This is a genomic window from Pantoea sp. F_5, assembly GCF_008631595.1.
Lineage (GTDB): Bacteria > Pseudomonadota > Gammaproteobacteria > Enterobacterales > Enterobacteriaceae > Pantoea > Pantoea gossypiicola.
This window is the reverse complement of record NZ_VWUO01000001.1, coordinates 115,495-134,630: the sequence shown is the minus strand read 5'-3', so window position 1 is coordinate 134,630 and position 19,136 is coordinate 115,495. Positions and strand designations below refer to the sequence as shown.

The following is a 19,136-nucleotide window of genomic DNA, read 5'->3' as shown; positions in this document are numbered from 1 at the left end:
GACGTTTTAACCCTGCCAGTGTGGCAGGCGCAGCGTCAGTTCAAGTCCACCCTCTGGCCGGTTCCGCGCCTCAACTTCACCATGATGCGCCAGCACAACTTTACGCACGATAGCCAGTCCCAGACCATAACCTTTGCCCATCAGCGGCGAATTCACCCGCACAAACGGGTCGAAAATGCTGGAGATTTTCTCCTCATTGACACCCGGCCCCTGATCGCGCACCTGAATCGTCAGCCACTGCTGCTCAACGCGTAAGTCGACCTCAATCCGCTGCCCTGGCAAAGAGAAGCGTAGCGCATTGCGTAAGACGTTCTCGACCCCGCGCCGTATCAGCTCCGCATTACCCCGCACTGTGTAATCGCCCCGCTCGTCAACCTGAAAATCTACCTGCACACCGGGGATCTGTGCTTCATAGCGGACATCGGTAATGACCGCCTCCAGCAAACCGGTTAGGTCAAAATATTGCTCATCCGGGATGCTTTCATGTTCAGCCCGCGACAGCGTCAGCAGTTCACCAATCATTTTGTCCAGGCGATGCGCCTCTTCGTCAATGCGATCAAGCGAACTGTTTACGCTTTCTGGCGTCTGTCTGGCGAGTCCGGTCGCCAGCTGCAGTCGGGCCAGCGGTGAACGAAGCTCATGTGAGATATCGTGCAGCAGCTCTTCACGAGCGCGCACCAGGGTATCAAGCCGCTCAACCATGGCATCAAACGCTTCAGCGACATTTGAAATCTCGTCGTGCCGCTTACGCATAATCGGGAACAGACGCACGCTTAAATCACCCTCGGCGACGCGGGAAAATCCCTCCCGCAACTGACGCATGGGCCGCGTCAGATTCCAGGCCAGCAGCAGACTGAACAGCAACCCCACCGACCCGGCGAAGACAAACATCGGCTCGGGGATATTCAGAAATTTTCGCGGCATCATGTTCTGTTTGCTGTTGATGCGCATGCCATTCAGGTCGTAGCGCAGCTGATATTCTTTGCCATCCGCACCCTGTACCCAGCGCACCACCTCTTCAGGAAGAGGGCCCCTGAAATCCAGGTTGCCGCTGTCCTGTGATTGTGGCGATTTAATCTGCTGCGTGACGTGAAAGAACTGACGGTCAGTTTCATCCCAGTCCGACAGCATCGCATTCAGCTCATCAGGCCCGCCCCGCTCCAGCACCGACGCAGCAGAAGTCATCTGCAGATCAATAATGCGACGGATAGCCATAATTTCAGGCGGTTCATGCCGTTTACCGGAGAGCGAAAAACCGAGCCAGATAAGCTGGCTCATGATGACAAAAACGACCCAGAAGCCGATAAAGATCTTCCAGAACATGCGTCCACGGTAACTCTGTTTCATCGAATGCGGTAACCGATGCTGCGTACGGTTTCGATAATGATGCTGTCAGCGGTCAGTGCGCTGAGTTTCTGGCGGATGTTGCTGATGTGCACATCAACGCTGCGATCATAGGCTTCACGCGGACGACCCAGCCCCTTTTCAGAGAGTTCATCTTTTGACACGACCCTGTCCGGCGCGCGCAGCAGCAAATCCAGCAGATTAAATTCTGATGCAGTCAGATCGAACGTTTTACCCTGCCATTCACTCATTCGGGTGGCAGGATTAAGCGTCAGGTCTCCCCAGCGCAGCGGCTCTTTAGCATCCGGCTGCGGTACCTGCTCCTCGAAACGGCGCAGTACCGCGCGCAGACGGGCGACCAGTTCACGGGGATAACAGGGTTTAGGCATATAGTCATCCGCCCCCATCTCCAGGCCGATCACGCGATCAATATTATCGCCTTTGGCAGTCAGCATGATCACCGGTATCCGGCTGTTCTGGCGCACCTGACGTAACACATCGATGCCACTCATGTCGGGCAGCATAATATCCAGAATCATGGCAGTGAAATCGCCGGAGAGCGCGCCCTGAATCCCGGCGCTGCCGGTCAGCACCAGCTGGGCATCAAATCCTTCGGCAATGAGGTACTGGCTTAACATCGTGCCTAATTCGACATCATCATCAACAAGCAAAATTTTCATGGTTATCTCTCGACAGAATTGGCGCTATTTTGTCCTGTGCCGGGCATTCGCGCAGCCTGATTTACGCGATCCTTACAGATTCAGTCTATCCGTTATGGGGATGCTGGCTAAAAAAAAGACCTGTGGGCGGTAAACGCGCGCACAGGTCTGATTTCCCATCAGCAGAGATTACTAATGATAGAGTCCGGTCGAGAGATAACGATCGCCACGATCGCAGGCGATCGCCACCACCACGCTTCCCGGATTTGCCTGGGCGATGCGCAGTGCACCCGCAACCGCGCCGCCTGAACTGACGCCACAGAAAATACCTTCACGGCGAGCCAGCGACCGCATGGTCTCTTCCGCTTCTTTCTGCGTCATATCCAACACATCATCCACTAAGTCGGGGCGGTAGATCCCCGGCAGATAGGCCAGCGGCCAGCGGCGAATGCCCGGAATGCTGCTGCCCTCGCTGGGCTGTAAGCCAATGACCTGCACGCCGGTGTTGTGCTCTTTCAGGTAACGTCCCACGCCGGTGATCGTGCCGGTGGTGCCCATGCTGGAGACAAAATGGGTCATCCGCTGGTTTGACTGCTGCCACAGCTCCGGGCCAGTGGTCTGATAATGGCCCAGCGGGTTATCGGGATTATTAAACTGATCCAGCACCCGGCCTTCACCACGCGCCGCCATCGCCAGTGCCAGATCGCGTGCGCCTTCCATGCCCTGCTCGCGCGGCACCAGAATCAGCTCTGCGCCATAAGCACGCATCGCATCCTGCCGCTCCTGACTCATGTTGTCCGGCATCAGCAGGCGAAGTCGGTAGCCTTTCATCGCCGCAATCATCGCCAGCGCAATACCGGTATTCCCACTGGTCGCTTCAATCAGCTGATCGCCGGGTGAAATTTCACCGCGCAGCTCCGCCTGATTGATCATTGACCAGGCCGCACGATCTTTTACCGAGCCTGCCGGATTATTGCCTTCCAGCTTGAGCCAGACCTCACTGCCGTTAGCGGGCGTCAGGCGCTGCAGCTTAATCAGCGGGGTATTGCCGATGGTATGTTCAAGAGTCGTCACGGTGCAGTTCCTGGCATCTTACAAACGAGAGGCGAAAAAAAGGCGGGAGTGACACTCCCGCCCGGGTGTTGATGAGAAAATATCAGGCGCTTTGTGCAAAGGCAACTGCGCGCAGCGGCGTGTCGCCCTTATAGAGCCGCGCCTGCTGCAAGCCAACAAACAGACGCTCGCCGCGAATCGGGGCTGTCTGCTCACCTTCAAACACCAGCGAGAACGGCTCGCTCTGCCAGCCAGCAGGCTGAACCACCAGCTGCCAGAAGTGTCCACGCGGGCTGACTTCCAGCACCTGCACCGGCAGCGGCGTTTCTAAACTGCTGCGGCGTGACACGTCGACTTCCCACGGACGCAGGAACAGCTCAACCGCGCCCTGATGAGCTGAGGTATAACCCAGCGGCCAGTGGTGCGCGCCGACATGGAACTGCGATCCCTGAATTTCGCCATCAAAGCGATTCACTTCACCCAGGAACTCCAGCACAAAGCGGGTCGCCGGATCGCGCCATACATCATCTGGCGTGCCAACCTGCTCAATGTTGCCCTGGCTCATCACCACCACGCGATCTGCGACTTCCATCGCCTCTTCCTGGTCGTGGGTCACGAACACGCTGGTGAATTTAATCTCTTCATGCAGCTGACGCAGCCAGCGGCGCAGCTCTTTACGCACCTGAGCATCCAGCGCACCAAAAGGTTCATCCAGCAGCAGAATCTGCGGTTCAACCGCTAATGCACGCGCCAGCGCCACACGCTGCTTCTGGCCGCCTGACAGCTGTGCCGGGAAGCGGTTCGCCAGATGCGCCAGCTGCACCATCTCCAGCAGACGGGTTACACGCTGTTTGATCTCCGCCGCTGAAGGACGTTCACGGCGTGGTAGTACGGTCAGGCCAAAGGCGATGTTGTCGAACACCGTCATGTGACGGAACAGCGCATAGTGCTGGAAGACAAAGCCGACCTGACGATCGCGCGCATGCAGGCGGCTGACATCGTTGCCGTGAAAACGGATCTGACCGCTGTTCTGATGCTCCAGCCCGGCAATAATGCGCAGCAGCGTGGTTTTACCCGAGCCTGATGGGCCAAGCAGCGCCACCATTTCACCTGAGGCAATATCCAGAGAGATATCGTTCAGCACCGAGGTGCGACCAAAGGACTTGTTGATCTTGTTAATCTCAATGCTCATGATTTCCCTCCTGTTGCAGGCGTTTGTGCTGTTGCTCTAAACGCCACTGCACAATACTTTTCAGAAACAGCGTCACAATTGCCATCAGGGTTAACAGGGCGGCGGCGGTAAACGCGCCAACGGTGTTGTAGTCCTGATGCAATAATTCAACCTGAAGCGGGAGCGTATAGGTCTCACCGCGAATCGATCCCGATACCACCGAGACCGCACCAAATTCACCAATCGCACGGGCATTGGTCAGGACGATGCCATACAGCAGCGCCCAGCGAATGTTCGGCAGCGTCACACGACGGAACATCTGCCAGCCGGACGCGCCTAGCAGCACCGCCGCTTCATCTTCATGACTGCCCTGGCTCAGCATCACCGGCACCAGTTCGCGCACGACAAACGGGCAGGTCACAAACACCGTCGCCAGCACCATGCCAGGCCAGGCAAACATAATCTGAATATTATGCGCATCCAGCCAGCCGCCTGCCGGGCCATTCACGCCCCAGAACAGCAGATACATCAGACCGGCTACGACGGGCGACACGGCAAAAGGAATATCAAACAGGGTCAGCAGCAACTGACGGCCCGGAAAGGTAAAGCGTGTTACCAGCCACGCGAGCAGCGTGCCGAACACCAGGTTCACCGGAACGGTAATCAGCGCCACCAGCACAGTCAGCCAGATAGCGTGCAGCATGTCCGGATCGGCCAAATTGCTGAGCGCAACAATCAGCCCCTGATTCAGCGCTTCCCAGAAAATGGAGGCCATCGGAACGACCAGCAGCAGAATCGAGATCAGCGCGCCGATACCGATCAGCAGCCATTTGCCCCAGTTCACAGGCTGATGAGCCGTGTGATTAAGTTGTGAAACCTCGGCCATTAGTGACCTCCCAGACGACGGCCAAAGCGGCTCTGCAATGTATTAATCGCGAATAACAGAATCAGCGATGCCGCCAGGATCACCGAGGCGATAGCGCTGGCTGCCGGATAGTCGAACTCCTGCAGCCGGACAAAAATCATCAGCGAGGTGACTTCCGTCTTCCAGGCGATGTTACCGGCAATAAAGATTACCGCACCAAACTCACCCAGGCTGCGGGTAAAGGAGAGCGCCGTACCGGCCAGCAGCGCAGGCGCGACTTCCGGCAGCACGACGCGGCGGAAGCTCTGCCACGGCGTGGCACCCAGCGTTTCGGCGGCTTCTTCATACTCCGGGCCTAACTCTTCCAGCACTGGCTGCACGGTACGCACAACAAACGGAATGCTGGTAAAGGCCATGGCAATGGCGATACCAATCCAGGTGTAAGAAATTTTGATGTCGAACTGGGCGAACCACTGTCCGTACCAGCCGTTAACCGAAAAGAGTCCGGCCAGGGTCAGGCCGGCTACCGCAGTCGGCAGTGCAAACGGCAGATCCATCAGGCCATCCAGCAGTGTCCGGCCTGGAAAACGATAACGGGTCAGGATCCATGCCATCAGCATGCCGAACACCGCGTTAAAAAGAGAGGCGACACCGGCAGAGAGCAGTGTCACCTTGTAGGCGGCAACCAGCTGAGGGTTGGTCACGACATCCCAGTACTGCTGCAGCGTCATCTGCGACAGCTGCATGATCACCGCGCTAATCGGCAGCAGCAGGATCAGACAGGTAAAGAGCAGGCTGGTGCCAAGGCTGAGACTGAAGCCGGGCAACACGCGTTTATGGCTGGCTGCAAACATTATCCGCGCCCCGCCGCTAACAATTTATCCAGCTCACCGCCGCTGACAAAATGCGTCTGCATCACCTTATCCCAGCCGCCAAAGGCATCTTCGACCCGGAACAGGCTGGTCTGCGGGAAGCGATCTTTCTGCTCTGCCATCAGCTGTGGGTTGTTCACACGATAATAGTAGTGAGTAATAATATTCTGCGCTTCTGGCGTGTAGAGATAGTTCAGATAGGCGCTGGCCGCATCAGCGGTTTTATTCGTCGCGACGTTCTTATCCACCCATGCCACCGGAAACTCCGCCAGAATGTTGGTTTTCGGCACCACTACTTCGTATTCATCTTTACCGTACTGATTACGGATGTTATTCACTTCCGACTCAAAGCTAATCAGTACGTCGCCCAGGCCGCGTTCAGCAAATGTGGTGGTCGCGCCGCGACCGCCGGTGTCGAACACTTCCACGTTTTTCAGGAACTGCGTCATAAAGGCACGGGTTTTAGCCTGATCGCCGCCGTCCGCTTTATCTGCTGCGCCCCAAGCGGCCAGGTAAGTGTAGCGACCATTACCCGAGGTTTTCGGGTTCGGAAAAATCAGCTTCACATCACTGCGGGTCAAATCTGACCAGTCATGAATCTGCTTTGGATTCCCTTTGCGCACCAGAAACGCCATGGTGGAGTAGAAAGGCGAGCTGTTGTTCGGCAGACGGCTTTTCCAGTCAGCCGCAATGAGATTGCCTTTATCATGCAGCACCTGTACATCTGTTACCTGGTTGTACGTGACCACATCTGCGCGCAGTCCCTGCAGGATAGCCAGCGCCTGCTTCGATGAACCGGCGTGCGACATCTTAATGGTCAGGGGATCAGCGGGGTGACTGGCATCCCACTGTTTAACAAACGGAGCATTCAGGGCGACAAACAGCTCCCGCGACACATCGTATGAGCTATTAAGAAGTTCAGTGGCATTGGCTGCGCCGGCCAGGCTCAGCGACAACGCGATACCGCTCACGATTTTTTTCATCGCTTGTAATGTCATTTGGCACCCTGAAAAAGTTTGATGCGGATCTTACCCGCTGAGGCATCAGTTTATTTATAACTCAGTGAAAACCAGTAACGGTTTTATATATCGTTTGATGATTTCAAAGTCGAAAAAAGCATAAGACGACGGCAGAGTTTATGCAGAAATCAGCAAAAGCCGATGGAAGAGAGGACCCGCGTGCAGCCCGTTCTGGCGGGGGTTTTAAGAGGCGTCAGCGGCCGCCTGGGGAGCGGCGCGCTGAAGAAAAAGATTAACGCTGCCAGACAATCTTGCTGATTTTCCAGTTTTTCAGGGTATCGTCTGACGGCATTAATCCCTCCGGCCCGTGCCAGTCACCCTGATAGACATAGGTCAGATGCTGACTGCCTGGCGCACGGCACGCTACATCACGCGCATCGGTGCCACTGGCGAGTGTGCAGTTGTCGAAGGCTTTGCTGAACTTATTACTGAAGGCGTCGCCCACTTTGCTGCCGTCACTGCTGGCAATCGCGCTGTCCATAACCTCAATACGCTCGACCTGCGACTGCCCGTAAATCACCAGCTTAACTTTGCCGTCATCCAGCGCCTGCCAGAAAGAGACTACCTGGCCGTTCTGGCTGCGCATGCCCTGACGCAGGGTATAGTCACCGTTCAGTCCGTCCTTAATTGCGTCCTCTTTCATGGCGGTCGAGGCGGTTAACCCACCCACACCCTGTTCAGTCGCGGTCAGCGTGGAACCGAACCAGTTCCACGGCAGCGCCGAAGACCAGTGATAAGTCAGTGGATTCCACCAGCTTGCCTGCTGGCTGCTGTCAGCGCCGGAACCCGAACTGGCACAGCCGCTCAGTACAACGGCGGCGATCAGTAGCGTGGAACGAACAGCTTTCATGAGAACTCCTGTAAATGCGATGCCGGAAGGCGGAACTGATTGGAGTCGCAAAGCGACAAAAAGTTTAGTTGAGATGATGTTCAGGCAGAAAGCAGTCGCGGCAACGGCGGCTGGATTGCAGCCAGATGAGTGCCAGCAGGTCAAACAGCACCAGCAGCAACGGCAGCGGCGAACTGAGCAGATCGCCCTGCATAAACTGCATGCCCTGCCAGACCAGGTTCACCAGCAGCGACAGTGCCAGCACGCTGCGCCAGGATTGCCACAGTCGCGGCAGGCGTGTGCGATAGCCGGTCAGCAGCAGCCCCGCCAGTGCCGGTAATCCCAGCGTCAGACCGACCCAGAACGCCTGACGATCCGGATAGAACAGTGCCAGCAGGTCGTTGCCCTGCTGCCGTGACGCCCCGGCCATCAACAGCAGCAGCCAGGTCCGCGCCTGAAGTAACAGGATCAGCCAAAAAAGAAACGGCAGCCGCAGCTGCCCTCTGGCGTCATACTCGTCCGGCGAATAGTCAGGCAATGGATTAGTATTCACGATCTTCGATCAGACGTTTACCAAACAGTAACGCGTCTACCGGTTCATAATCGAGCTTCTCATAGAACGCCACCACCTGATCGTTTTCTTCGCGGATCATCAGATGCAGTTTCGGACAGCCGCGCGCGATAAGCTTCTTCTCCAGACGATTCATCAGGGCATTCGCAAAGCCGCGTCCCTGATAGTCTGGATGAACCGCGAGATAGTAAGCCGCGCCGCGATGACCATCGTAACCGCCCATCAGCGTGCCAACGACCACGCCGCCCACTTCAGCGACCAGAAAGAGATCGGGGTCGTGATTCATTTTGCGTTCGATATCCAGCTCAGGATCGTTCCATGGCCGTAACAAATCGCAACGTTCCCATAAGGTGATCACTTCTTCAAAATCTTCCTGGCGAAAGGCGCGGATTTCCATCTTAATTACCTGCAGATAAGCACAATTTGCTGATTATCACGCATTCTCTGCTGCACGCAACCCTCGATGGCCGGCGGAAAATAAAAAAGCGCGAATTTTCTGTTCGCGACCTGCAATACAAAGTAATGCCCTGAAATGGTTCTGTGATCGCAGGCAGCAGAGCCTTAGGCTATAACACCGGCAAGATTCCTGTTACCGGACCCGTACATGCACCTGCTTAAACGTTTGATCCATCGTCGCCAGTTACTGCTTTCCGGGCTGGCTCTGGCCATTTTATCGCCGCGTGCGGTTCAGGCTAAAGAGTCGTCTGCCCTTACCGGGGCAAATCGTCTTGCACGCCCTGCCCCGCCCGCGAAAAACGGCAAACGTATTGTGATGATCGATCCCGGCCACGGTGGTATTGACTCGGGTGCCGTTGGCGAAGAGGGTTCCGAAGAGAAACACATCGTGCTGGAGATTGCCGGTAACGTGCAGCGCCAGCTGCAGAGCCATCCACGCATTGAAGTGCGACTGACCCGCGACAGTGATCACTTCATTCCGCTTTATCAGCGGGTAGAAATCGCCCACCAGCACGGTGCCGATCTCTTTATGTCAATCCATGCCGACGGCTTTACCAGCCCCGATGCCAGTGGCGCCTCGGTGTTTGCGCTCTCTAACCGTGGAGCCAGCAGCTCGATGGCACGTTATCTCTCACAGCGGGAGAACGATGCGGACAAACTGGGCGGCGTAAAGGCACAGCAGCAGGATCACTATCTGCAGCAGATTCTGTTCGACCTGGTGCAGACCGACACCATCAAGAACAGCCTGACACTGGGCAAGCATGTGCTGGATCAGATCCGTCCGGTGCACCATCTGCACAGCCAACACACCGAGCAGGCGGCCTTCGCGGTGCTCAAGTCACCGTCGATTCCCTCGGTGCTGGTCGAAACCTCTTTTATTACCAATCCACGTGAAGAGCAGTTGCTCGGCACCACCGCATTTCGCCAGAAAATTGCTTCGGCTATTGCCAGCGGCATCATCAACTACTTCGATGAGTTTGACCGCCGCAATGCCTGATTCGTCTGGCCGGTTTGCGCCGCGCTCATGCAAGCGGCGCGCTTTTGCGTATAATCGCGTCAGACTTTGATAAACGATAAGCGAAAAGATGGCTGATATTTCCCGCGTAAAAGCGTTCCTGCTCGCATTGCAGGATGAGATTTGTAACCAGCTGGCGGCTGAAGATGGCGGCGCACGGTTCGCTGAAGATAGCTGGCAGCGCCCTGGCGGCGGCGGCGGTCAGAGCCGCGTCCTGCGCAACGGCACCGTGTTTGAGCAGGCGGGCGTTAACTTTTCGCATGTGCATGGCGATCAGATGCCGGCATCGGCGACCGCGCACCGGCCTGAGCTGGCCGGTCGCAGCTTTGAAGCGATGGGCGTGTCGCTGGTGATCCACCCGAATAACCCTTATGTGCCGACCAGCCACGCCAACGTGCGCTTTTTTATCGCAGAGAAACCAGGGGCCGATCCGGTCTGGTGGTTTGGCGGCGGTTTTGACCTGACGCCATTTTATGGCTTTGAAGAAGATGCGCTTCACTGGCATCAGACCGCAGCCAATCTCTGTCAGCCTTTTGGCGACGACGTTTATCCGCGCTATAAAAAGTGGTGCGACGACTATTTCTATCTGAAACACCGCGATGAGCAACGCGGCATTGGCGGCCTCTTTTTTGACGATCTCAACACGCCCGACTTTGAGCAGAGCTTCAGCTTTATGCAGGCGGTAGGCCGTGGCTTTATTGATGCCTATCGGCCGATTGTCGCGCGCCGTAAAGATCACCCGTGGGGCGACCGTGAGCGCCAGTTCCAGCTCTACCGCCGTGGTCGCTATGTGGAATTCAATCTGGTTTGGGACCGCGGCACGCTGTTTGGTTTGCAGACCGGTGGCCGTACGGAATCGATTCTGATGTCGATGCCACCGCTGGTGCGCTGGGAATATGATTATCAGCCTGACCCCGACTCCCCTGAAGCTGCCCTCTATCGCGATTTCCTGCCGGTAAAAAACTGGCTTAACCTCCCCGTCTGATCGCTTATCCCGTTGCAGCGCGGCCCGCAACCCGCGCTGCGCTTACCTTTCTCCCGATCGGCCCGTTCCGTTTCACAGGGCACAGATTGCTACAGTGTTACCTGCGTCATTCGTCCTGACTGCTATGCTTAAGGATGGAATATGGCGCACCCCTCGGGTTACACCGCATGACGGCTCCTTCGCACCGCCTCGCAGCGCAACAATCAGAGAAACCGCATTTTCATCAGAAAGTCTCTGTTGCAGTGTTATGGGTTCGCGTTACCGGTAGCAGAACATGACCCAGACCGGCTGCGAGGCCTGAGGTGCACCCTGTTCGCTTTTATTTTTTCTTTTCAAGGAGTTTAGAGATGAACCAGCTAGAAGCCCTAAAACAGTTCACCACCGTGGTGGCGGACAGTGGTGATATCGAATCGATTCGTCATTACCACCCGGAAGACGCCACTACCAACCCTTCACTCATTCTGAAAGCGTCCGGTCTTGAAGGGTATAAGCACCTGATGGATGACGCGATTGAGTACGCGAAAAAACAGGGCGGCAGCAAAGAGACGCAGATTATCAATGCCAGCGACAAAGTGGCGATTAACCTCGGTATGGAAATCCTGAAAAGCATACCGGGCCGTGTTTCGACCGAAGTGGATGCGCGCCTCTCCTTCGATCGTGGCATGTGTGTCACCAAAGCAGAAAAACTGATTCGGATGTATGAAGAGCACGGCATCGATCGCTCACGCGTGCTGATCAAGCTGGCCTCGACCTGGGAAGGCATCCGTGCCGCGGAAGAGCTGGAGAAGAACGGCATCCACTGTAACCTGACGCTGCTGTTCTCCTTTGCACAGGCGCGTGCCTGTGCCGAAGCGGGCGTGTTTTTGATCTCCCCGTTCGTTGGCCGTATCTACGACTGGTATAACTCACGCAAGCCACTGGAACCCTACGTGGCGGATGAAGATCCAGGCGTAAAATCTGTGCGTCGTATTTATGACTACTACAAAAAGCACCGTTACAGCACCATCATCATGGGTGCCAGCTTCCGTAAAGTGGAGCAGATTATCGCGCTGGCCGGCTGCGATCGCCTGACGCTGTCGCCGAACCTGCTGGAAGAGCTGCAGAACAGCGACGCGCCGCTGGAGCGCAAGCTGGAACCCTCTACCGAAGGCTTCCATCAGCCATCACCGCTCTCCGAAGCGGAGTTCCGCTGGGAACATAACCAGGATCCAATGGCAGTCGAAAAACTCTCTGACGGCATCCGCCAGTTCGCGGTTGACCAGCAGAAGCTGGAAGATGTGCTCGCCGCACGCCTGTAGTCTTTATTTTAGTCGGGCGGGACTTTCCCGCCCTGATGCATAACAAGGGAGAACTTTATGTCCTCACGCAGAGAGTTGGCAAACGCGATTCGTGCACTGAGCATGGATGCGGTTCAGAAGGCAAATTCAGGCCACCCCGGTGCGCCGATGGGTATGGCCGATATCGCCGAAGTGTTGTGGCGCGACTTCCTCCAGCATAATCCGACCAATCCCGCCTGGCTTGATCGTGACCGCTTCATCCTCTCCAACGGTCACGGCTCCATGCTGCTTTATAGCCTGCTGCACCTCAGTGGTTATGACCTGCCGATTGAAGAGTTAAAAAATTTCCGTCAGCTGCACTCTAAAACCCCAGGCCACCCGGAGATTGGTTATACGCCAGGCGTTGAAACCACCACCGGCCCACTGGGTCAGGGTCTGGCTAATGCCGTAGGCCTGGCGATTGCTGAGCGCACGCTGGCTGCACAGTTTAACCGTCCGGACCATGAAATTGTCGACCACCATACCTATGTATTCATGGGCGACGGCTGTCTGATGGAAGGGATCTCGCACGAAGTGTGTTCTCTGGCGGGCACCCTGGGTCTGGGTAAACTGATCGGCTTCTATGACCACAACGGCATCTCGATTGATGGCGAAACCAGTGGCTGGTTTACCGACGATACGCATAAACGCTTTGAGTCCTACAACTGGCATGTGATCGGCGACATCGACGGCCATGACGCTGATGCTATCCGCGAGGCGATTAAAGAAGCGCAGAGCGTCACGGATAAGCCTTCACTGATTATCTGCCGCACCATTATCGGTTTCGGTTCGCCGAACAAAGCCGGTAAAGAGGAGTCGCATGGCGCAGCGCTGGGCGAGGCCGAAGTGGCGCTGACCCGCAAACAGCTTGGCTGGAACTATCCGGCATTTGAAATCCCGGCTGAAATCTACCAGCAGTGGGATGCCAAAGCGGCGGGTGCTGAACGCGAAAAAGCCTGGGATGCGAAGTTTGCAGCTTATAAAGAGGCCCACCCTGAGCTGGCGAAAGAGTATGAGCGCCGGATGAATGGCGAGATGCCCGCCACATGGGAAACAGAAGCGACTCGCTTCATCCAGGAGCTGCAGGCTAATCCGCAGAAAATTGCGAGCCGTAAAGCGTCTCAGAACTCACTGGAAGCCTACGGCAAAATGCTGCCGGAATTCCTTGGCGGTTCCGCTGACCTGGCACCGAGTAATCTCACGATCTGGTCAGGCTCCAAATCGATCAAAGAGGATCCGGCGGGTAACTACATCCACTACGGCGTGCGTGAATTTGGTATGACGGCAATTGGTAACGGTATCGCACATCACGGCGGCTTCGTGCCTTACACCGCAACCTTCCTGATGTTTGTCGAATATGCGCGTAATGCCGCGCGTATGGCAGCGCTGATGAAGGCACGCCAGATTCTGGTCTACACCCATGACTCCATCGGTCTGGGCGAAGATGGCCCGACGCACCAGCCAGTTGAGCAGATCGCCAGCCTGCGTCTGACGCCAAACATGAGCGTATGGCGTCCATGCGATCAGGTAGAAACCGCGGTGGCGTGGAAAGCCGCTGTCGAGCGACATCATGGGCCGACTGCACTGATCCTGTCACGTCAGAACCTGATGCAGCCGGAACGCACACCGGAGCAGATTGAAAACATCAAACGCGGCGGCTACGTGCTGAAGGATTGTGACGGCACGCCAGAGGTGATTCTTATCGCAACCGGTTCAGAGATTGAGATCACCCTGGGTGCAGCCGATAAGCTCACGTCAGGCGGTCACAAGGTGCGGGTGGTTTCACTGCCCTCTACGGACCTGTTTGATGCACAGGATGCCGCTTACCGCGAATCCGTATTGCCGAGCGGCGTGAAAGCGCGTGTGGCGGTTGAAGCCGGTATTGCGGATTACTGGTTTAAGTATGTCGGTCTGGACGGCGCGATTGTGGGCATGACCACCTTTGGTGAATCCGCGCCAGCCAGTCAGCTGTTCCCGGAGTTTGGCTTCACGGTAGAGAACATCGTCAGCCACGCTGAAGCATTACTCAAGCCGGTTTAATGCATTTGCCCTTCCCGGCTTCATCGGGAAGGGCCATTTTATTTTGCAGCCCCACCGTTAAAAAAATATCCATTCCCCTCTTCCCGCTCCGCGCAAACTGATTACTATAGAGCCGTCATACTTAATGCTGCCTGTGTACGGGCTGACCGTCTTTTCCTGCTGTCATAATGCCGGGATAACGCGGCTGCGACCTGATGCATCCTGATGAGTGAAGGCAGATTTTCTCCGATTTTTATAGCGAAGCCACTTCCGTTGAACATGCGTACACCCTATTTACTGGCCCTGATGGTTTCACTGCTTCCATTAAAAAGCATGGCGCAGGTTGCGCCCGATCCGCTGCTGGCCTCACAGATTGTTGATCGCTATGCGGAACATATCTTTTATGGCAGCGGCGCAACCGGTATGGCGCTGGTGGCGATTGATGGCAATCAGCGGGTGTTCGCCAGCTTCGGTGAAACCCGTCCCGGCAACAATGTTCGTCCGCAGAAAGATTCGCTGATTCGGATCGCCTCGCTGAGTAAGCTGATGACCAGTGAAGTGATGGTAAAAATGGCTGAGCGCGGACAGATTCGCCTTGACGACCCCTTGAGTAAATATGCGCCTCCGGGTGCACGAGTACCCACTTACAATGGCCAGCCGATTCGCCTGATTAATCTCTCGACCCATACCAGCGGACTGCCGCGCGAGCAGCCCGGCGGCAAAGCGCAACGTCCGGTATTTGTCTGGCCAACGAAGAGCGAACGCTGGGCATGGCTGTCACGGGCGAACCTCAAAGCGGCACCTGGCAGCAGTGCCGCCTACTCTAACCTGGGCTACGATCTGCTGGGCGATGCACTGTCACGTGCCAGCGGAACACCCTATCCGGCGCTGTTTCAGCAGCTGATTACCCGCCCGCTCGGCATGAAGGACACCACGTTTACGCCATCGCCTGAACAGTGCGGACGCCTGATGGTGGCTGAAAAAGGGGCCAGTCCGTGTAATAACACGCTGGCCGCGATTGGCAGCGGAGGGGTTTACTCAACGCCGGATGATATGGGCCGCTGGATGCAGCAGTTCCTTAACTCGTCGGTTAACCATCGTACACCACAGATCGATCGCCTGCAGACGCTGATCTATCGCCGCGACCAGCTCAATAAAGTTGAAGGTATGGATGTGCCAGGGAAAGCGGATGCGCTGGGCATGGGCTGGGTTTACATGGGACCGAAAAATGGTCGTCCCGGCATCATTCAGAAAACCGGCGGCGGCGGCGGATTCATCACCTATATGGCGATGGTGCCGCAGCATAATGTGGGGGTTTTTGTGGTGGTGACGCGCTCGCCGCTGACCCGCTTTACGCCGATGAGTGACGGTGTGAATGATATGCTGGCCGAGCTGGTCGGCAACCAGCTTGGCTCACCGATGATGGTGCAGGTCATTCGTTAACGCTGCTGTACACCACCGTCAGACTGGCTGACCCACAGGGTTGGCCAGTCATCACTGCTGTGCCAGGCGTCACAGGTCGACTCTTCCGCATATTCCGCTAACACAAAACGCGTGCCATCAAACTGCCAGCGTGTCGCCCTGCCGCAGTCGCCCAATCCACGGCCCTTACCAAACGTGTAGAGCTGGCCGCTGGCCGCGTCATATTCGGCGTTAATCAGCTCAAGCTGGCGATCGCTGGCGCCTGGCGGGGTAAACGGCAGAGTCAGGGTGATGCCACGCGCCACATAGGGCGGACTGCGCGTCACTTCAAACGCCAGATCGATCACGTTATACGCCCCCATTTCACAACTCACCAGCAGCAGCGCACGCTGGCCGGTGAGTGGAGCCACGCTGACTTCACGGCGCAGCGGATCGAGTGAGCAGGAGTCGGTATTAACCCGCCAGGTGCCGTAGTCAATTAAGCCGCTGGTCTCATCGCGCGTCAGTGCAGCGGGTGACCTGACCGCAGGCGGCAGCGGCGGCAGTGCTGGTGGTGGCGGAACATCCCAGCTGGCCCTGTCGCCACGTTTGATCCACGCGCTCATGCTGTTGACCCGTCCCTGAGTGTCATCCATCAGCAACAGCGCGGCCTTCATGCCGCGCAGGGAGATCAGCGCATTGGGGTCGTAGGTGAGCTGCAGGTTTTTGGCCTCCATCACCAGATTAAAAAATTCATCAATGGCGATAGCATTGCTGGTGGCGAGATGATGCGGCTCTACCGTCCAGTGTTTGAGGTCGGGTTTAAGCCGGCGTTGATCGAGCAGCAGGTTATCCTGTAGCGGGCCACCCGGCAGCGCACCACTGTAGGCGCTGCCGTAGTCGATGCGCAGCAAAGGGCGATCGTTGACGCCCGCATGGCGCGAAATCGTCATCACCAGCCCTTTGTCCCCCGGAATATTCCGCGCCACGCAAAAGGCTTCATTGTTGCAGGTGATTTGCCAGTCGTTGAATGACTTTTGCAACGGTTCCGCCTGAACAGAGGCAACCCACAGAGACGGCAACAGCCAAAACGATTTCATCCAATACGACATTAAGAAGATCGATCCCCGAATAGCCAGAGTGGAGAGAATAGCGCATCAACGGGCCTGCCAGGGTTCGCAATCTGTGAACCTGTGCAAAAAGCGCAGTTAACTGCTTAAAAAGCGTGCATAAAGTGGATTAACTCTCACCACTCTCTCTCAACGCTGTCACGCGGCAACAGGCTTATTAACACGGTTTTATGGCGTCAGCCAGCCCGCAATCTGTGCATGCTGAAGCAGCATGATGGTTTTGCCGTCACGAATTCGACCCTCAGCGACCATCGCCAGCGCATCCGGAAAGCTTAATTCCAGCACGTCGATTGACTCATCTTCGACGCCACCACCAGCATTGTCGCGCAACGATTCATTATAAACTGCTGCGAAAAAGTGGATAAGCTCAGTCACGCCGCCCGGCGACATATAGCAGGCATAAAGTTTTTCCACCTCGCCTACCGCATAACCGGTCTCTTCAATCGCCTCCTTGCGGATGCAATCTTCCGGGGAGTCGTCGTCCAGCAAGCCCGCACAGGCTTCGATTAACATGCCGTCGTCGTTACCGTTGACGTAAGTCGCAATACGGAACTGGCGCGTCAGGACCACGCTGTTCTTTTCACGGTTGTAGAGCAGGATGGTTGCCCCGTTTCCGCGATCGTAGACTTCACGCTTATGGCGGATAACCTCGCCACGGCGATCGGTGATTTCATAGGTATAGTTACGAAGCACAAACCAGTTTTCAGACAGGAGTTTATCTTTGATGATGTTGATCTTGAACGACATGATGACTCCGCTACCGCATAAAGGGAGCCTTTCATCATAGAGGGGTGCTTGCGGGAAAACTATCCTAATTCGCGTCGTAACGTATCGATTTGCGGGCAAAAAAAAGCCAGCCCGGAGGCTGGCCTGATTGCTGCAGAACTTATCAGCGAGAGGTGTCGTCAGCCAGTCGGGTCGGCTGAGGCTCTTCTTCGTGATGATCCTGTTCGGTCTGAGCGACGGCGTGAACGCGCTTACGCACGCCAAACCATCCCAGCACCAGCAATACCGCAATCAGCGGAATGGAGGCGATGGTGTACGTCCCGTTCGGGTAGTCAAACGCCATCAGCACCAGCACGCTGAACAGGAACAGCAGCGTCAGCCACGAGGTGAACGGTGCGCCTGGCAGCTTGAAGCTGACATCATCCGCCTTGCCCTCTTTGATCGCTTTGCGCAGACGCAGCTGGCAAACCACGATAAAGGCCCAGGAGGAGATGATGCCCAGCGAAGCAACGTTCAGGACGATCTCAAACACCTGAGAAGGCACATAGTAGTTAAGCACCACACCAATCACATAGACGGCGATGGTCACCAGAATACCAGCATAAGGAACCTGCTGACTGCTCATTTTCGACATGAATTTCGGTGCAGAGCCCCCCATCGACATGGAGCGCAGGATACGCCCGGTCGAGTAGAGGCCGGAGTTCAGGCTGGAAAGCGCCGCACTCAGTACGACGATATTCATGATACTGCCAACGTAAGGCACGCCCAGCTTCGAGAAGAAGGTCACGAACGGACTCTGGCCCGCCTGGTAAGCGTTCCATGGCAGCAGCAGCACCAGCAGTACCACAGAGCCAACATAGAAGAGACCGATACGCCAGATCACGCTGTTGATCGCTTTCGGCAGCATGGTTTTCGGGTCTTTACATTCGCCGGCCGCCGTACCCACCAGTTCGATAGAGGCAAAGGCGAACACCACGCCCTGAATCAGCACCAGCGCAGGCAGTAAACCGTGCGGGAACAGGCCACCGTTATCGGTGATCAGATGGAAGCCTGTGCTGTTGCCATCCAGCGGTTTGCCGGTGCCAAGGAATACCACGCCCACCACCAGGAAGATGACAATCGCCAGCACTTTTACCAGCGCGAACCAGAACTCCATCTCGGCAAACCACTTAACGCCGATCATGTTCATGGTGCCGACAATCGCCAGCGCGCCCAGGGCGAAGACCCACTGTGGCACATCACCAAACGCGCCCCAGTAGTGCATGTAGAGCGCGACGGCAGTGATATCAACGATGCCGGTCATCGCCCAGTTGACGAAGTACATCCAGCCCGCCACATAGGAGGCTTTTTCGCCCAGGAATTCACGGGCGTAGGAGACGAAGCTGCCGCTGCTGGGACGGTGTAATACCAGTTCGCCCAGCGCACGCAGAATAAAGAAGGAGAAGATGCCACACACCAGATAGATGATGGCTAACGCGGGGCCAGCAGCCTGCAAACGGCCACCTGCGCCCAGGAACAAACCGGTACCGATAGCACCGCCGATCGCAATCATCTGTACGTGACGATTACCCATCGCCTTCTGGTAACCAGCATCGTGAGAATTCAGCCAGCGGCGCTTCGCAGCGCGCATCTCACCTGGGGTTTTCTTTTTAGATTTCATAGCATTCCTGTTTGTCCTGACCATCAATCGTCGTCTCCCCAATGC

Annotated in this window: 18 protein-coding genes; 5 read left to right on the top strand and 13 right to left on the bottom strand. The window is 56.3% G+C overall.

The window, feature by feature from the left end; translation table 11 throughout:
* Window positions 1–6: 6 nt before the first annotated feature.
* The 10 genes from F3I44_RS00595 to F3I44_RS00550 all read right to left on the bottom strand — a co-directional run bounded on the left by F3I44_RS00595 (window position 7) and on the right by F3I44_RS00550 (window position 8,780).
* Entirely contained in the window at window positions 7–1,347 is a 1,341-nt protein-coding gene (locus F3I44_RS00595; protein ID WP_150012493.1) for an ATP-binding protein, read from the bottom strand.
* A complete protein-coding gene (locus tag F3I44_RS00590; protein WP_150012495.1) occupies window positions 1,344–2,024 on the bottom strand; it encodes a response regulator transcription factor in 681 nt (226 codons plus the stop codon). The genes F3I44_RS00595 and F3I44_RS00590 overlap by 4 nt, the downstream gene beginning before the upstream one ends.
* Before the next feature lie 171 nt (window positions 2,025–2,195).
* Entirely contained in the window at window positions 2,196–3,077 is an 882-nt protein-coding gene (cysM, locus tag F3I44_RS00585; RefSeq protein ID WP_150012497.1) for a cysteine synthase CysM, read from the bottom strand.
* Between the two features lie 82 nt (window positions 3,078–3,159).
* A complete protein-coding gene (cysA, locus tag F3I44_RS00580) occupies window positions 3,160–4,248 on the bottom strand; it encodes a sulfate/thiosulfate ABC transporter ATP-binding protein CysA (protein WP_013358663.1) in 1,089 nt (362 codons plus the stop codon).
* The gene (gene cysW, locus F3I44_RS00575; protein WP_150012499.1) at window positions 4,238–5,113 is read right to left on the bottom strand and encodes a sulfate/thiosulfate ABC transporter permease CysW; all 876 of its coding nucleotides are present in this window, start codon (window positions 5,111–5,113) and stop codon (window positions 4,238–4,240) included. Before cysW ends, cysA begins: the two co-directional genes overlap by 11 nt.
* A complete protein-coding gene (gene cysT / locus F3I44_RS00570; protein WP_150012501.1) occupies window positions 5,113–5,946 on the bottom strand; it encodes a sulfate/thiosulfate ABC transporter permease CysT in 834 nt (277 codons plus the stop codon). Before cysT ends, cysW begins: the two co-directional genes overlap by 1 nt.
* Window positions 5,946–6,962 (bottom strand): sulfate ABC transporter substrate-binding protein, encoded by a 1,017-nt coding sequence (locus F3I44_RS00565; protein WP_033733464.1) that lies wholly within the window; start codon window positions 6,960–6,962, stop codon window positions 5,946–5,948. The genes cysT and F3I44_RS00565 overlap by 1 nt, the downstream gene beginning before the upstream one ends.
* Before the next feature lie 253 nt (window positions 6,963–7,215).
* Window positions 7,216–7,833, bottom strand: coding sequence for an RpoE-regulated lipoprotein (locus F3I44_RS00560; RefSeq protein WP_150012503.1), 618 nt, complete (start codon window positions 7,831–7,833; stop codon window positions 7,216–7,218).
* A 64-nt stretch (window positions 7,834–7,897) separates the two neighbouring features.
* Window positions 7,898–8,365 (bottom strand): DUF2919 domain-containing protein, encoded by a 468-nt coding sequence (locus F3I44_RS00555; protein WP_150012505.1) that lies wholly within the window; start codon window positions 8,363–8,365, stop codon window positions 7,898–7,900.
* Window positions 8,355–8,780 (bottom strand): GNAT family acetyltransferase, encoded by a 426-nt coding sequence (locus tag F3I44_RS00550; protein ID WP_003848834.1) that lies wholly within the window; start codon window positions 8,778–8,780, stop codon window positions 8,355–8,357. The genes F3I44_RS00555 and F3I44_RS00550 overlap by 11 nt, the downstream gene beginning before the upstream one ends.
* A gap of 207 nt (window positions 8,781–8,987) precedes the next feature.
* Here F3I44_RS00550 and amiA point away from each other — a divergent pair, with 207 nt between their 5' ends.
* The 5 genes from amiA (at window position 8,988) to ampH (ending at window position 15,617) form a co-directional block, all read left to right on the top strand.
* Window positions 8,988–9,836 (top strand): N-acetylmuramoyl-L-alanine amidase AmiA, encoded by an 849-nt coding sequence (gene amiA / locus F3I44_RS00545; RefSeq protein ID WP_150012507.1) that lies wholly within the window; start codon window positions 8,988–8,990, stop codon window positions 9,834–9,836.
* An 88-nt stretch (window positions 9,837–9,924) separates the two neighbouring features.
* Window positions 9,925–10,839, top strand: a complete 915-nt coding sequence (hemF, locus tag F3I44_RS00540; protein WP_150012509.1) for an oxygen-dependent coproporphyrinogen oxidase — start codon at window positions 9,925–9,927, stop codon at window positions 10,837–10,839.
* A 347-nt stretch (window positions 10,840–11,186) separates the two neighbouring features.
* Complete coding sequence (tal, locus tag F3I44_RS00535) at window positions 11,187–12,137, top strand: transaldolase (protein WP_150012511.1); 951 nt, start codon at window positions 11,187–11,189, stop codon at window positions 12,135–12,137.
* A 57-nt stretch (window positions 12,138–12,194) separates the two neighbouring features.
* On the top strand, window positions 12,195–14,195 hold the full coding sequence (gene tkt / locus F3I44_RS00530) for a transketolase (RefSeq protein ID WP_150012513.1): 2,001 nt from the start codon (window positions 12,195–12,197) through the stop codon (window positions 14,193–14,195).
* A 258-nt stretch (window positions 14,196–14,453) separates the two neighbouring features.
* Window positions 14,454–15,617: a D-alanyl-D-alanine-carboxypeptidase/endopeptidase AmpH gene (ampH, locus tag F3I44_RS00525; RefSeq protein ID WP_190285903.1), complete on the top strand. Its 1,164-nt coding sequence runs from the start codon at window positions 14,454–14,456 to the stop codon at window positions 15,615–15,617.
* Here the strand turns inward: ampH and F3I44_RS00520 are convergent.
* The 3 genes from F3I44_RS00520 to ansP all read right to left on the bottom strand — a co-directional run bounded on the left by F3I44_RS00520 (window position 15,614) and on the right by ansP (window position 19,091).
* Window positions 15,614–16,687, bottom strand: coding sequence for a DUF1176 domain-containing protein (locus tag F3I44_RS00520; protein WP_150012517.1), 1,074 nt, complete (start codon window positions 16,685–16,687; stop codon window positions 15,614–15,616). The genes ampH and F3I44_RS00520 overlap by 4 nt on opposite strands.
* Window positions 16,688–16,873: 186 nt before the next feature.
* Window positions 16,874–17,452, bottom strand: a complete 579-nt coding sequence (gene nudK / locus F3I44_RS00515; protein ID WP_150012519.1) for a GDP-mannose pyrophosphatase NudK — start codon at window positions 17,450–17,452, stop codon at window positions 16,874–16,876.
* Window positions 17,453–17,594: 142 nt separating this feature from the next.
* Window positions 17,595–19,091: an L-asparagine permease gene (gene ansP, locus F3I44_RS00510; RefSeq protein WP_150012521.1), complete on the bottom strand. Its 1,497-nt coding sequence runs from the start codon at window positions 19,089–19,091 to the stop codon at window positions 17,595–17,597.
* Window positions 19,092–19,136 lie beyond the last annotated feature (45 nt).

Bases quoted from the DNA above. Each gene is read 5' to 3' on its own strand.
- F3I44_RS00595 (WP_150012493.1), bottom strand. From the start codon at position 1,347: ATGAAACAGAGTTACCGTGGACGCATGTTCTGGAAGATCTTTATCGGC.
- F3I44_RS00590 (WP_150012495.1), bottom strand. From the start codon at position 2,024: ATGAAAATTTTGCTTGTTGATGATGATGTCGAATTAGGCACGATGTTA.
- cysA (WP_013358663.1), bottom strand. From the start codon at position 4,248: ATGAGCATTGAGATTAACAAGATCAACAAGTCCTTTGGTCGCACCTCG.
- cysW (WP_150012499.1), bottom strand. From the start codon at position 5,113: ATGGCCGAGGTTTCACAACTTAATCACACGGCTCATCAGCCTGTGAAC.
- cysT (WP_150012501.1), bottom strand. From the start codon at position 5,946: ATGTTTGCAGCCAGCCATAAACGCGTGTTGCCCGGCTTCAGTCTCAGC.
- F3I44_RS00565 (WP_033733464.1), bottom strand. From the start codon at position 6,962: ATGACATTACAAGCGATGAAAAAAATCGTGAGCGGTATCGCGTTGTCG.
- F3I44_RS00560 (WP_150012503.1), bottom strand. From the start codon at position 7,833: ATGAAAGCTGTTCGTTCCACGCTACTGATCGCCGCCGTTGTACTGAGC.
- F3I44_RS00550 (WP_003848834.1), bottom strand. From the start codon at position 8,780: ATGGAAATCCGCGCCTTTCGCCAGGAAGATTTTGAAGAAGTGATCACC.
- amiA (WP_150012507.1), top strand. From the start codon at position 8,988: ATGCACCTGCTTAAACGTTTGATCCATCGTCGCCAGTTACTGCTTTCC.
- hemF (WP_150012509.1), top strand. From the start codon at position 9,925: ATGGCTGATATTTCCCGCGTAAAAGCGTTCCTGCTCGCATTGCAGGAT.
- tal (WP_150012511.1), top strand. From the start codon at position 11,187: ATGAACCAGCTAGAAGCCCTAAAACAGTTCACCACCGTGGTGGCGGAC.
- tkt (WP_150012513.1), top strand. From the start codon at position 12,195: ATGTCCTCACGCAGAGAGTTGGCAAACGCGATTCGTGCACTGAGCATG.
- ampH (WP_190285903.1), top strand. From the start codon at position 14,454: ATGCGTACACCCTATTTACTGGCCCTGATGGTTTCACTGCTTCCATTA.
- F3I44_RS00520 (WP_150012517.1), bottom strand. From the start codon at position 16,687: ATGTCGTATTGGATGAAATCGTTTTGGCTGTTGCCGTCTCTGTGGGTT.
- nudK (WP_150012519.1), bottom strand. From the start codon at position 17,452: ATGTCGTTCAAGATCAACATCATCAAAGATAAACTCCTGTCTGAAAAC.
- ansP (WP_150012521.1), bottom strand. From the start codon at position 19,091: ATGAAATCTAAAAAGAAAACCCCAGGTGAGATGCGCGCTGCGAAGCGC.